The sequence below is a fragment of the Bacillus yapensis genome (assembly GCF_005280205.1).
GTDB lineage: Bacteria > Bacillota > Bacilli > Bacillales > Cytobacillaceae > Robertmurraya > Robertmurraya yapensis.
This window is the reverse complement of sequence record NZ_SUND01000012.1, coordinates 118,428-131,658: the sequence shown is the minus strand read 5'-3', so window position 1 is coordinate 131,658 and position 13,231 is coordinate 118,428. Positions and strand designations below refer to the sequence as shown.

The following is a 13,231-nucleotide window of genomic DNA, read 5'->3' as shown; positions in this document are numbered from 1 at the left end:
ACCTCAGAAATTTATCTTGATTTCAATATCTAATAGAATTAATTTCACAACGGCACATAATAAAACGAAACTAGAAAACTTTACTAGCTACTATCGAGATGTTACTTACGATTCATTCCGTTCGCTTTTCATTAGGCTTCAGACATTATGAAATCGATCCTCCTACACCTGAGATTCAATTCACTTTCTTATTATAGACAGAATGTAGTGTATTATTTATCTCTAAAATACCACGAAATACATAGCTTACTCAACTAACGGAAACGTTTTCGCAAATAGGCAGAATAATTTATTAAATGAAAGCGTTTAATATGATTTTAGAAATAGATAATATTTCATTCTTAATTAAACTCAAAAAACGCACTTTTATCAAGCGCGTTTTTGAGTTTCTACCTTAATTCGCTTCATGAATTTGTCGTGATGTATTCATTTTGAAGATCAAACTGGCCAATGGCTTTATACTTTTCATAGCGTTGATTGATAAGCTCCTGCTCAGAAAGCTTTAACAATTCTTTAAGGGATTTCAAAATCACTTCATGAATGGCTTGAGCTTGTATATCCTTATCCTTATGTGCTCCACCTTTGACCTCAGGAATGATTTCATCAATAACATTTAATTCCTTCAGATCGGGAGCTGTAATCTTCATTTTTTCAGCAGCCTGCTTCGCTTTTGAAGCATCCTTCCATAGGATCGATGCTGCACCCTCAGGAGAAATAACGGAGTACGTCGAATTCTCGAGCATATGAAGATGGTTCCCAACTCCTAGTGCAAGAGCTCCACCACTTCCGCCTTCTCCAATGACGATACAAATAACCGGAACTTTAAGGCCCGCCATCTCGAATAGATTTCGAGCGATCGCTTCACTTTGACCTCGTTCTTCAGCTGCTTTACCAGGAAAAGCACCCTTTGTATCAATAAAACAAATAATCGGTCTTCCAAACTTATCAGCTTGCTTCATTATCCGCAATGCTTTGCGATACCCTTCTGGATGAGGCATCCCAAAGTTTCTACGAATATTTTCTTTCGTGTCCTTCCCGCGCTGATGACCAATAATCGTTACGGGCAGACCTTGAAATTTCCCAACTCCCGCAACAATCGCTGCGTCATCCCCAAAGGTACGATCTCCATGTACTTCAAAGAAATCTGTAAAAAGAAGAGGAATATAATCTAATGTAGTTGGTCGATTTGGGTGTCGAGCAATTTGTACCCGATCCCAAGGCTTCATATTTTCATATATCTCTTTTTCTAATCGTTCTAGACGGACTTCTAGTTTCTCAATTTCATCTGACAGATCAACGTCTGCATCTTTTGTAATCTCTTTTAACTCGGCAATTTTCTTTCTTAATTCGAGCACTGGTTTTTCAAATTCTAATTCTCCAACCATACTAGATCACCTCCTGGTTGATGAATATCTAAGATCGTTGCAATCTTTTCCTTCAACTCAGCCCTTGCAATCACTGCATCAAGCTGACCTTTTTCTAAAAGGAATTCAGCTGTCTGGAAGTCTTCCGGCAGTTCCTCACGAATTGTTTGCTCAATAATTCTTCGGCCTGCAAATCCAATCAACGCTCCAGGTTCAGCAAAATTATAATCCCCCAAAGAAGCAAAGCTTGCTGATACCCCACCTGTTGTTGGGTGGGTCATGATAGAGATAATAAGTCCGCCGTTATCACTAAATCTTTTCAGAGCAACACTCGTTTTTGCCATTTGCATCAAGCTTAATACACCTTCCTGCATTCTCGCCCCACCGGAAGCTGTAAAGATGATAAAAGGAACTGATAATTCGTCAGCTTTTTCAATTGCTCGCGTAATTTTTTCGCCAACAACAGAGCCCATGCTTCCCATTCGGAAGGTGGAGTCCATCACAGCTACGACCACTTCATGCTGATCTACTCGTCCCATACCAGTGACAACCGCCTCATTCAAATTGGTTTTTTCCTTATCCTTTTCCAGCTTTTCTAGGTACTCAGGAAACCCAAGTGGATTCGTCGATACTAATTCTCGATCTATTTCTTGAAAGCTATCTTCATCTAAGAAACTAGCAAGTCTCTCTTTTGAGTTCATTGGGTAATGGTAATCACAATGGAAACAAACTTTAAGATTTTTGGCTAATTCTTTTGAGTACATGATTTTTTTGCAATTAGGACATTTCGTCATAATTCCTTCAGGGACATCTTGTTTTGCCGCCTCTGAAGGAATGGTTGCATACTTTTTCTTCTTCGGTTTTGTAAAAAGATCCTTAATCACGGTCTCAAACCTCCCCTTGCTATACATTTTGTACAATTTTTCGAGTGGTCAGACCACTGGTGGATAGAGTAGTGCCTTGAGGAATTTATTCCTGTAGGCTAGTTTAATGCAGTAATACCACATTCTACGCAATATCTTCTTTTTTTGTACAGGCTAATGTATTTCTTTTCAATATAAATTAACATACGAATAATTGCTTAAAAAATTTGTCGGTATCAAGTCGACAATTTCCTTAACTGTAGATATTTATCTAAGACCACATTTTCATCTCCTAATAGGAGTGCATCAAGTAAAGCAAGATATTTTGATTTTGAATATGGTTCTTCTTGAAAATTCAAGGAACGATAAAAATTACTTAAGATGATCCAAATGCGATACATTAAATGGTTATCCCCTAATTCAATCATCTTGAGAAAGAACTCTTCGTCACTAACATTGATCGATTCTAGTGTTTTACGAAAAGAAACAATCTGTTCTACATTATTTCTTTGTAAAACAAGTCTTAAACAATCCATTTCAATAAACTGAAGGGTGTCTTTCACATCTTCTTTTGCTTTTTCATCTTGTAGAATAAATGTACTCAATAATTGAACGAGCTGGTTCCCGCGAGCATCTCGAAGAAAAGTCCCTTCTCCTCGTCTCGTCTCAATTAGTCCCAACAGCTCTAAAGCACGTAATGCTTCACGAACGGAAGAGCGCCCTACTTGAAGGCGCTCCGACAGTTCACGTTCTGAAGGAATTTTATCTCCTATTTTAAGTCCGTCTTCTACAATCATGGTTCTGATCTTCTTAACAATTTCAATATAAACCTTATTGCTCGCTTCTTTATTCAATTTTAGAAATCACTCACTTTTTCCAATGATCGAAAGACTGCTTGTTTTTAATTTTACTTCCTCAGGATCCACTTTAATTCTAGCAACTCCTGTTTCCATCGCTGCCCTTGCTACAGCTGCCGCAACTTCAGGTGCCACCCGAGAATCGAATGGGGCTGGGATTACATAATCAGCTGACAATTCCTCTGCCGAAACAAGGCTTGCGATAGCTTCTACCGCTGCTACCTTCATTTCTTCATTGATATGAGTGGCCCGAACATCTAGTGCGCCACGGAAGATGCCAGGAAAGGCAAGGACATTATTCACTTGATTAGGAAAATCTGAACGACCTGTTCCAACTACCTTCGCTCCAGCACTTTTTGCCTCTTCAGGCATAATCTCTGGATTTGGGTTCGCCATTGCAAAAATAATCGGATCCGCATTCATTGTTTGAATCATTTCTTTTGTTAAGGCTCCCTCAGCCGAAACGCCAATAAAAACATCAGCATTTTTAATCACATCAGCTAAGCTGCCTTCTTCATTATTAAGGTTCGTAAATTTTGCTACTTCATCCTTAATCGCATTCATCCCGAAAGAACGACCTTCATAAATCGCACCTTTGGTATCACACATAATAATATCGCGAACGCCGTAATTATATAGTAATTTAATAATGGCTATTCCAGCGGCGCCTGCTCCACTTGCGACGACCTTAATCTCGGTCATTTTCTTGCCAACTATTTTCAGTGCGTTGACTAACCCTGCTACCGTTACAATCGCAGTTCCATGCTGATCGTCATGAAAAATTGGAATCGATGTCTCTTTCTTCAATCTTTCTTCGATCTCAAAGCATTTTGGTGCAGCTATATCCTCTAGATTCACGCCACCAAATGTTGGTTCAAGTAATTTTACAGTTTCAATGATCTTTTCAACGTCGGTTGTATTTAAACAAATCGGAAACGCATCGACTCCGGCAAAGCTCTTAAATAAGACTGCCTTCCCCTCCATAACAGGCAATGCTGCTTGTGGTCCGATATTACCAAGTCCTAACACAGCAGTCCCATCTGATACGACTGCGACCATATTACCTTTCATCGTATAATCATAGACAGTTTCCGGCTTGTCATAGATCGCCTTACAAGGTTCTGCAACTCCCGGTGAATAGGCCAAACTCAAATCCTTAGCATTTCTTACTGGTATCTTTGATTTAGATTCCAATTTCCCCTTATTCACTTTATGCATGTGTAATGCTTCTTCTCGTAAAGTCAAGCAGAATTCACTCCCCTAATTAATTTGACCTTGTTCATTCCGACAGTGGTCTGACCACGCTGTATATTAGAACAATATACCATATTTACTCTAATTGTAAAGAGGCGAATATGATATCAGACTGGCACAATAGTGCTTACAACATTAAGAAATCTAGACAAACATAGTACTAATTTCCCTCTATTACCCTTAACCTTTTAAAACGACATTGCTCTCTCCAAGTAACACTTTTAACTTCGATAAACACTCACTGGAAGGAGTGATTCTGTCTTCTTTTCCTAGACGAATTGTTCTTTCACTTTTCTCGTAAAAAAGGACTACATTCACATTCCCTTTATATTCCTTCAATAATTCTTTTAGTCTATTTAACAGATCGCTCGTTTCTCTTTCCTTTTCAATTCTTACATATAAAGTACCGTGTTGATTTTTCACAGCATCTATTGCTATTTTGACTTCCTGCGCACTTTGAATGACGAATTGTTTTTTTCCGTCCCTCAAATCAATCTTTCCCTCAATAAGAACGATATTCCCTTTTTGCAGAAGGAGCATGAAACGTTTAAATACAGTTGGAAACACTACACCATCTAGATCTCCACTTTGGTCAGAGAGAGCAAGAAAAGCCATCTCTTCACCTTTTTTCGTGCGGATTTTCTTCACCTCTGTAATGTTAACAAGCGATTTGATCGTTTTTTGTTGTGTAGACGCCACTAAAAGCTCAGTTACTCCGAGTGGCTCAAGGAAGTCATTATAAACAGATACTGGATGATCAGATAAATAGAATCCAAGCACTTCTTTTTCATATAGAAGCTTTTGTTCAATGCCAATCGGGTCGACGTTCATGTATTTTGGTTTTAGAAAAAATCCATCCTCATCTGCAAACAGATCCGTATCTCCTAATTCTTCAGGACTGACAAGCTCTGCATGTTCAATGGCCACATCTATACTTGCTAATAAGACGGCACGGTCTTCACCAAATTCATCAAAGCTACCAGAGTGAACAAGGGCTTCCAGCACCTTTCGATTCACCGCTCGTGATGAAACTCTCATGCAAAAATCGAAGAGATCGGAAAACTTTCTCTTTTTACGTGCTTGAAAAATTTCTTTTAAAGCGGCAACCCCTACTCCTTTTATCCCTGCTAAACTATAGCGAATTCCTTCTTTCTCTACTAAGAAAGAATATCCGCTTTGGTTAATGGAAGGTGGAAGTAACGGAATGTCCATCTCTTTGATTTCTCGAATATACTGAACAATCTTGCCTTCATTTCCACTCACTGTAGATAAAAGAGCTGCCATAAAGAAAAGTGGATAATGGACCTTTAAATAAGCAAGCTGATAGGCGATTACACTATATGCAACAGCGTGGCTTCTGTTAAAGCCATAATTAGCAAACTTAACAATTAAATCATAAATGTCATTTGCCGTTACTTTGTCATAGCCTTTTTCTAACGCTCCTTGGACAAAATGTTCTCTTTCTTTATCAAGAACTTCCTTTTTCTTTTTCGATACAGCTCTTCTCAGCAAATCTGCTTCTCCCAGTGAAAAGCCAGCCATCTTTGCAGCAATTTGCATAATTTGCTCCTGGTAAACAATAACGCCGTATGTGTTTTCAAGAATCGGCTTTAAATCTGGATGTGGATAATTAACCTGTTCCTTCCCATGCTTTCTGTCAATATAAAGAGGGATATTTTCCATTGGACCTGGACGATATAAAGCATTGACGGCAACAATATCCTCAAAATGGGTCGGTTTTAACCTTTTTAGGACACTTCTCATTCCGTCAGACTCTAATTGGAAGACCCCTGTTGTCTCTCCCTGCGCCAGAAGCTTGAACGTTTCTTCATCATCAAAAGGCAGTTCTTTGATTGGTAATCTTTTTCCCGTTTTACGATAAATCGAGTCTAGGATCGATTCCATTAAGGACAGATTTCTCAATCCAAGGAAATCCATTTTTAGCAATCCCACTTCCTCTAAATGGTCCATCGTATATTGCGTCAAATAAATATCATTGTGGCCACCTTGGATAGGAATCGATTCAACTAATGGTTTCTCTGTTAAGACAACCCCGGCAGCGTGTGTTGACGTATGACGAGGAAGCCCCTCTAGTTTTGTTGCCACTTCAAATAATCGTTGATTCAATGACGATTCTTCCGTGAATTTCTTTAGTTGTGGAGATTCTGCCATTGCTTTCTTTAACGTAATGCCTGGTCGTGAAGGGATTAATCGTGATACTTGATCCAGCTCTTTAGGATTTAAGCCAAAGACTCTCCCTACATCCCTCATAACGGCCTTGGTCGCAAGTGTCCCAAAAGTGATGATTTGCGCCACATGAAGCTTTCCATATTTTTCGGAAACATACTCGATCACTTCATCTCTTCTGTGATCTGGAAAGTCTATATCAATATCCGGCATGGAAATTCTTTCTGGATTTAAGAAACGCTCAAATAATAGATTGTATTCAATCGGATCAACATCTGTAATATACAGAACATAAGCTACCATCGAACCGGCAGCAGAACCCCTTCCAGGTCCAGTTAAAATTCCATTCTCCCTAGAGAACTTCATGAAATCCCAAACAATTAAGAAATAGTCTGCGAATTTCATTTTCTTAATGATATCTAACTCATAGAAAAGTCTTGCTTTATGTTCTTCTGTAGGATTTGCATACCTTTCATCAAATCCCTTAAGACAGAGCTCCTCAAGTAGCTCTCCCGTACTTTTTTTCCCGGTAGTTGGATATTTAGGCAGATTCATTTGGTTGAGCTCGATCATGACATTACATGCTTCAGCAATTTTAAGGGAATTTTCCAATGCATCTGGAAGAGCTGTGAATACCTCAACCATTTCTTGAGCGGTTTTTAAATAGTATTGATCGGATTCTAAAAGTTCTCGCGATTCATCCTGAAGTTTATCCCCGTTTTTAATGGAGAGGAGGCATTCATGGGCAAATGAGTCTTCTTTCTCGAGATAATGCACTTCATTTGTGGCCACAAGCTGAACTTGTGATTGCTTTGATAACTCGATTAGCTGTTCATTTACAGATGCTTCTATGCGAAGACCATGATTTTGAATCCCTAGATAGAAATTTTCTTGTCCAAAAATATTCTGATAGGAACGAACACATTGAGTAGCATCTTCAATGTTACCTGCAGCTAGACTCTCTTCCACCTCACCTTTTATTCCTGGTGTTATTCCGATTAGTCCACTCGCATAACCACGGAGCCATTTCATTGGGATTCCAGATGGAGAGTTCGTTTGTACAACACTTGATATTTTTAATAGATTATAAAAACCTTGTTGATTTCGTGCTAGTAATACTAGCGGAAATGAGCGTTCTTCTTTCCGTTCACTTTGAACTTGAACGGTTAATCCGATAATTGGTTTAATCGAAGCTTTTAAACAAGCTTTATAGAAAGCAATCGTTCCGTACATCACATTCTGGTCAGTTAATGCAATCGCCTTAAAGCCCTTTCTTTTGGCATCTTGAACGAGTTCCTCAATAGTTGCTGTACTCGATAAAAGACTGTATGCACTATATACATGAAGGTGAACAAATGACATAGATATCCCACCTTTTTCGTTTACATAAAATTTTCCTATTATAAAGTTCATTGTTTACTTTGATAGCGTTCATAAATTTGATTGTCTTATTTTATTATAGAGCCACCATCGAAAAAAAGAAAATATGTTCTCCTTTTTAATTTGTATGGATGTTTTCTCATACTGAAAAACATAATGTATAAGGTTTGTCCATATGAATGTAATAGGAAAGCTAATCTATGAAGTTAGGATGAATGTGAATGAAGGAGCAACCCTTTTTTACCCATTTAATTGATAGCTATTTTATTGCTTTGGGTGTTTTACTTGGAGGAGCACTGATTGGTGGTATTGGCGCTTTTTTAACAGGGAAGCCGTTAATGACGGAAATATATCGTATTTCATCCTCCATCAGAATTTGGGCCATTGTCGCCGCCATTGGTGGTACGTTTGATGCCGTTTATAGTTTTGAAAGAGGGTTGTTCGACGGAGATACGAAAGATATTTTTAAAACCTTTTTACACATCTTAGCAGCAGTAGGAGGAGCGCAAACAGGCTCTTTATTGATCACTTTTCTGACAGGGGAGCATGTATCAGAATGAGAGTTCCACCTTATTATCGGTTGCATGAAGTAAGAAGACTGTTTGCTGGGATGGCGATTGGCGCAATTCTGAGCTGGCTTATTTTTTTATACATATACGGCGAGTGGCAGGAGGAATATAGTGTACAAATTCGACAACAGGAAGAAACGATTCGTGATTTAGAGCAAGAAAAAAAGATTTGGCAGGAGGATGTTGAGAAAATCAATAAAGAAAATGAGGATAAACTTACGATCCAAAGTATTGAAGTAAAGATTACTAACTATGAAAAATATGAACTTGATGAGCTTAGTGTCTACGAAATTGAGGAAGCCGTGAAGGAAGATATTCAAACCCTTTTAAAAAAGGATATTGAGACCGCCTTTAAAAGCAGAGAACTAACGCGGAGAGCAATTGAAAACAGAAGCTACAAAGTTCATGACAAACGTTACCGTCTCAAAATCAAGGAAATTGCATACTATACAACCTTATCCATACAATTAAATCTAGAGTTTGAATAGTAGCTTAGAGAAGTAATTTTTCTCTAAGCTACCTATTGTTAATTGTAATTAATACAGGCTTCTTCTAGATCCTTCATGACGTTCGCCATTTCGTCCCATGAATAAATGGAAGCTCCAGAAGCTAGTGGGTGTCCACCACCTGAATATTTTCTCGCGATCGTATTGACGATTGGACCCTTCGAACGAAGACGTACACGAATTTGGTCATCCTCTTCAATGAAGAAAGCCCAAGCTAATATCCCCACAACATTCCCTAGCGCACTTACTAAGAGAGAGGCATCTGAAGGTTTCGCTTGATACTCCGCTAGCAATTCCTTGTTTAGCACCATTGAAGCAACACCATTCTCATTCATGTTAAAGTTTTGCAGAACATAACCGTTCAATTTAATAAGATTAGGAGCTAGTTCATACATGCGATCAAAAAGCTCTGTCCGATCAAATTTGTACTTAATTAACTCGCTTGCGTAAGCAAAAGTCTTTTCAGTCGTACTTGGATAAAGAAAACGTCCCGTATCACCGACAATTCCACCGTATAACAGTCTTGCTGCTTCATCAGACATTTTAAGACCAGATGCTTCTCCAGCCAAATAAAACTCATAGATCATCTCACTGCATGAACTTGCACTCGTGTCCACCCAAACCATATCTCCATATGGTTCTTCATTAGGATGATGATCAATTTTAATTAACATATCTCCAAGTCCATAACGGCTATCACAAATTCTTGCCTCATTTGCTGTATCAGTTACGATAACTAAAGCACCTGTATAGGTTTCGTCTGGAATTTGGTCAAGTCGGCGTAAGAAATTGAGGGATTGTTCTTCTTTCCCTACCGTGTAAATATTTTTTTCAGGAAAAGATGCTTTCAAAATTTCTGCTAATCCCCCCTGTGAACCATACGCATCTGGATCCGGACGTACATGACGATGAATAATAATGGTTTCATATTGTTTAATGGTTTCTAAAATTTTCTCTTTCATTATTAACTCCTTCACAAACAAAAGATTGAATTTTGTTCGGTTTTCGATCGTATTAAAAATGCCTTACTTCATTTTTACCATAAAAAAGTTAAAAGAAAAGGCTCTTTTCTTAATTTTTGTTCATATTTCAAACAAATCTAACTTGCCCTTATAACAGTAGCATTTTTTCACGATAATCGGTAAAATGAAGTGAAACTGTCCAAGCTTGGAGGAAAAAGTCAGATGCCAATACTTGTTATTCTATTTGTATTCTCCCTATCATTTTACATTTTTTATAAAGTAAAGTACTTCCGCTCACAAAAACCAGCAGAGAAAAAATGGATTTCTGCAAAATCAGGAATTGCATTAGGTCTTTTTATTGCCCTTTTTGGTCTTAACCAATTTTTCATCAATCAAACAACCGTTGGCTATATTGTCGGATGCCTATTTATTCTTTTAGGAGCCTATAATGTATGGGCTGGATTGAAATCATATAAGTTCTATCTCCCGCATGCCATCGAAGAGGCTGAGCAATTAAAAAAATAATACACATGTAGAAAGCCGCTTTTCTTATCCAGAAAGCGGCTTTCTATATTAATGTCTATCGATAAGTTGGCACATCATCATCGCTTTGCCCACTAATACACCTTCATTAAACACCTCAACGTCTACCTTTCCAAACTTCCGTCCGACTTCTAAGACACGAGGATTAATTTCTAACATACTATCAATTTGAACTGGCTTAAGGAAATAGATTGTCATATTTTCTACAACTAAATCTCCTTTTTTGAAGCTACGTAGTACTCGATTCGCTGCTTCGGTCACAATTGTGGTAAAAACTCCATAAGAAATCGTCCCTAAATGATTCGTCATTTGTGGAGTTACTTCACAACGATATGCGTCTTCGTTTTTCATTTTCCCTTTTATCAAGGTAATCTGGCTCGTAACGATATCATCAATCGTTTCCCCAACCTGAGGCTGACGCTGAATCATTTGTAATGCCTTTAAGACGTCCTGTCTGCTAATAATCCCTAGTAACCTATTGTTGCTATCAGTAACTGGTAATAACTCTATGCCTTCCCAAACCATCATATGAGCTGATGAAGCCACACTGGTCTGTCCGCTTACAGTCATAGGGCTTTTCGTCATGATTTTTTCAATCAACTGATCTGATTCTGAACCTATAACATCCTTCGAAGTCACCATACCTTGAACCTTCATATTTTCGTCTACAACGGGATAACGGCTATGCAACGTTTCTCGATTGTATTCATGCCATTTGGATACTTTATCCATAGTCTTTAGAAAAATCGTATCGGTAACAGGTGTTAAGATATCCTCCACTAACACAATTTCTTTCTTTATTAGTTGGTCGTAGATGGCCCGGTTAATCATTGCCGCAACAGTGAATGTATCATAGCTAGTAGAAATAATCGGAAGCTGTAGCTCGTCCGCTAGTTTTTTTACATCATCGTCCGTATCAAAACCACCGGTAATTAATACAGCCGCTCCTGCATTCAAAGCATATTCATGCGCTTTAGTCCGGTTCCCAACAATCAATAAATTTCCTGCACCCGTATAACGCATCATAGCCTCAAGCTTCATTGCTCCGATGACAAATTTATTTAAGGTTTTATGTAATCCAGAACGTCCCCCTAAAACTTGCCCCTCTACAATGTTAACAACCTCTGCATACGTAAGCTTCTCGATATTTTCTTTTTTCTTTCTTTCTATACGAATTGTACCGACCCGTTCAATCGTACTAACGTATCCTTTGTTTTCCGCATCTTTAATTGCTCGATATGCAGTACCTTCACTTACATTTAATGCCTTGGCGATCTGTCTTACAGATATTTTTTCCCCAATCGGTAACTGATCAATATAATCTATTATTTGTTCATGCTTTGTAGCCAAGAGCTTCACCCTTAAAATAAATTTAAACATCCGATTCGTGCGTATGTATGATCTTATTATAAGGGGAAGTAGGCAATAGATTCAATCGACAGAATATTGTTTCATGGATTTAATTGTATTGGCGAAGTTTTTTTCGTGTTTTTTGGGATGTTGTTTTGTTTGCCGATTTAGCCTTTTTCGGCGCATATAGTAGTGCAGATAGATTGCCAGCAATCACAAAGAGACAAAGTACCAGCCAGGATATCGAGAAGATACCCGCTAGTCCCTCAGCTGTAACGGACAATTTCGGCAGAGCGTAATATAGCATCATTCCACAAGCGAGAAGGCAAAGTAAGTAGCGATTTTTATTCATAGTTACCTCCACAAAATCTTTTTGTATTATGTATATGTGGACAAGTTGAAAAAAAGTCTTATTTTTGCATGATGAAAGCGCAATCCCTACACGGGCTGCGCTTGCATTTTATAACTCTATGGATTCTCCTACTTCTAGTACCTTTCCTTGTCCGTTTGGCAGCAACTCGACAAACTTATGTGGGTCCTGTTCAATCACAGTAAATGTACTGTAATGGATTGGAACAACTTGCTTAGCACCTAATAGTTCAGCAGCATAAGCAGCATCCTCCGGTCCCATCGTGTAATTATCACCAATTGGTAGGAATGCTACGTCAATTGGATGTCTCTCCCCAATCAACTTCATATCATAAAATAATGATGTGTCCCCAGCATGATAGATTGTTTTTCCTTCAATCGTAACGAGAAGTCCGGCTGGCATTCCGAGATAAATGATTTGTTCATCCTCCGTTTCAAACCCTGTTGAGTGGAAAGCTTGTGTAAACTTGACTCGTCCAAATTCAAAGTCACGAGCACCACCAATATTCATCTCATGCGTTTTAACACCTTTCCATGTTAAATAAGAGGAAAGTTCTGGGCTCGCGATGACAGTGGCATCATTTGCTTTTGCTAATGGAATCGTGTCTCCCAAATGATCCCCATGTCCGTGTGTTAATAAAATATAGTCCACCTTAACCTCATTTGCTTTTAAATCTGTCTTTGGATTACCAGTGATAAACGGATCAATCAAAATCGTCTTCCCATTTGCTTCAATCTTCAAAACCGAATGACCATGATAAGTAACTTTCATATACATTCTCCTTTCAATTCTTTTCCCTATATCTTTACTTCAACAAAATATCCAACATTCCTCCTTAATATTACTTTCAATTGATAAAATCAACGAATTAAAAAGTAGACTTCGTAGAATTTCGATCCTATTTTAAGCATTGAGTTGATTGGATCGGAAGTCCCGAGACTCCTGCGGGAAGTGCTAGTTAGGGAAGACCCCACAGGCGCGAAAACGCCGAGGAGGCTTCCCAACTGCCCCGCGGAAAGCGAGTGG

Annotated in this window: 12 protein-coding genes; 3 read left to right on the top strand and 9 right to left on the bottom strand. The window is 38.5% G+C overall.

The genetic code is table 11. The features are described from left to right. Window positions 1-404 precede the first annotated feature (404 nt). The 5 genes from accA to dnaE all read right to left on the bottom strand — a co-directional run bounded on the left by accA (window position 405) and on the right by dnaE (window position 7,887). Complete coding sequence (accA, locus tag FAR12_RS15130) at window positions 405-1,385, bottom strand: acetyl-CoA carboxylase carboxyl transferase subunit alpha (RefSeq protein ID WP_126409608.1); 981 nt, start codon at window positions 1,383-1,385, stop codon at window positions 405-407. Next, window positions 1,370-2,248 carry an acetyl-CoA carboxylase, carboxyltransferase subunit beta gene (gene accD, locus FAR12_RS15125; RefSeq protein WP_126409607.1) on the bottom strand — a complete coding sequence of 293 codons (879 nt, stop codon included), beginning with the start codon at window positions 2,246-2,248 and terminating at the stop codon, window positions 1,370-1,372. Before accD ends, accA begins: the two co-directional genes overlap by 16 nt. Before the next feature lie 215 nt (window positions 2,249-2,463). Continuing rightward, window positions 2,464-3,081, bottom strand: a complete 618-nt coding sequence (locus tag FAR12_RS15120; protein ID WP_126409606.1) for a FadR/GntR family transcriptional regulator — start codon at window positions 3,079-3,081, stop codon at window positions 2,464-2,466. Window positions 3,082-3,090: 9 nt separating this feature from the next. Further along, the gene (gene ystJ / locus FAR12_RS15115; protein WP_126409605.1) at window positions 3,091-4,329 is read right to left on the bottom strand and encodes an NADP-dependent malic enzyme; all 1,239 of its coding nucleotides are present in this window, start codon (window positions 4,327-4,329) and stop codon (window positions 3,091-3,093) included. Between the two features lie 189 nt (window positions 4,330-4,518). Then, window positions 4,519-7,887 (bottom strand): DNA polymerase III subunit alpha, encoded by a 3,369-nt coding sequence (gene dnaE / locus FAR12_RS15110; RefSeq protein WP_126409604.1) that lies wholly within the window; start codon window positions 7,885-7,887, stop codon window positions 4,519-4,521. A gap of 239 nt (window positions 7,888-8,126) precedes the next feature. Here dnaE and ytrH point away from each other — a divergent pair, with 239 nt between their 5' ends. Then, complete coding sequence (gene ytrH / locus FAR12_RS15105) at window positions 8,127-8,465, top strand: sporulation membrane protein YtrH (RefSeq protein ID WP_126409603.1); 339 nt, start codon at window positions 8,127-8,129, stop codon at window positions 8,463-8,465. Beyond that, window positions 8,462-8,962 carry a sporulation membrane protein YtrI gene (gene ytrI, locus FAR12_RS15100; protein WP_126409602.1) on the top strand — a complete coding sequence of 167 codons (501 nt, stop codon included), beginning with the start codon at window positions 8,462-8,464 and terminating at the stop codon, window positions 8,960-8,962. The genes ytrH and ytrI overlap by 4 nt, the downstream gene beginning before the upstream one ends. 38 nt (window positions 8,963-9,000) lie before the next feature. Here ytrI and FAR12_RS15095 read toward each other — a convergent pair whose 3' ends face one another. After that, window positions 9,001-9,942 carry a DHH family phosphoesterase gene (locus FAR12_RS15095; protein WP_126409601.1) on the bottom strand — a complete coding sequence of 314 codons (942 nt, stop codon included), beginning with the start codon at window positions 9,940-9,942 and terminating at the stop codon, window positions 9,001-9,003. Between the two features lie 222 nt (window positions 9,943-10,164). On the opposite strand from FAR12_RS15095, the gene FAR12_RS15090 reads away from it, so the two are divergent. Beyond that, window positions 10,165-10,467: a YtpI family protein gene (locus FAR12_RS15090; RefSeq protein WP_126409600.1), complete on the top strand. Its 303-nt coding sequence runs from the start codon at window positions 10,165-10,167 to the stop codon at window positions 10,465-10,467. A 48-nt stretch (window positions 10,468-10,515) separates the two neighbouring features. Here the strand turns inward: FAR12_RS15090 and FAR12_RS15085 are convergent, their stop codons facing one another. From FAR12_RS15085 to FAR12_RS15075, 3 genes are all read right to left on the bottom strand, one after another. After that, complete coding sequence (locus FAR12_RS15085; protein WP_126409599.1) at window positions 10,516-11,835, bottom strand: CBS domain-containing protein; 1,320 nt, start codon at window positions 11,833-11,835, stop codon at window positions 10,516-10,518. A gap of 109 nt (window positions 11,836-11,944) precedes the next feature. Next, entirely contained in the window at window positions 11,945-12,187 is a 243-nt protein-coding gene (locus tag FAR12_RS15080; protein ID WP_126409598.1) for a hypothetical protein, read from the bottom strand. Window positions 12,188-12,295: 108 nt separating this feature from the next. Further along, window positions 12,296-12,976 carry a metal-dependent hydrolase gene (locus tag FAR12_RS15075; RefSeq protein ID WP_126409597.1) on the bottom strand — a complete coding sequence of 227 codons (681 nt, stop codon included), beginning with the start codon at window positions 12,974-12,976 and terminating at the stop codon, window positions 12,296-12,298. Between the last annotated feature and the right edge of the window lie 255 nt (window positions 12,977-13,231).

What these genes read in the sequence shown, in the direction of transcription:
- accA (WP_126409608.1), bottom strand. Translation starts at nt 1,385, where the DNA reads ATGGTTGGAGAATTAGAATTTGAAAAACCAGTGCTCGAATTAAGAAAG.
- dnaE (WP_126409604.1), bottom strand. Translation starts at nt 7,887, where the DNA reads ATGTCATTTGTTCACCTTCATGTATATAGTGCATACAGTCTTTTATCG.
- ytrH (WP_126409603.1), top strand. Translation starts at nt 8,127, where the DNA reads ATGAAGGAGCAACCCTTTTTTACCCATTTAATTGATAGCTATTTTATT.
- ytrI (WP_126409602.1), top strand. Translation starts at nt 8,462, where the DNA reads ATGAGAGTTCCACCTTATTATCGGTTGCATGAAGTAAGAAGACTGTTT.
- FAR12_RS15095 (WP_126409601.1), bottom strand. Translation starts at nt 9,942, where the DNA reads ATGAAAGAGAAAATTTTAGAAACCATTAAACAATATGAAACCATTATT.
- FAR12_RS15090 (WP_126409600.1), top strand. Translation starts at nt 10,165, where the DNA reads ATGCCAATACTTGTTATTCTATTTGTATTCTCCCTATCATTTTACATT.
- FAR12_RS15080 (WP_126409598.1), bottom strand. Translation starts at nt 12,187, where the DNA reads ATGAATAAAAATCGCTACTTACTTTGCCTTCTCGCTTGTGGAATGATG.
- FAR12_RS15075 (WP_126409597.1), bottom strand. Translation starts at nt 12,976, where the DNA reads ATGAAAGTTACTTATCATGGTCATTCGGTTTTGAAGATTGAAGCAAAT.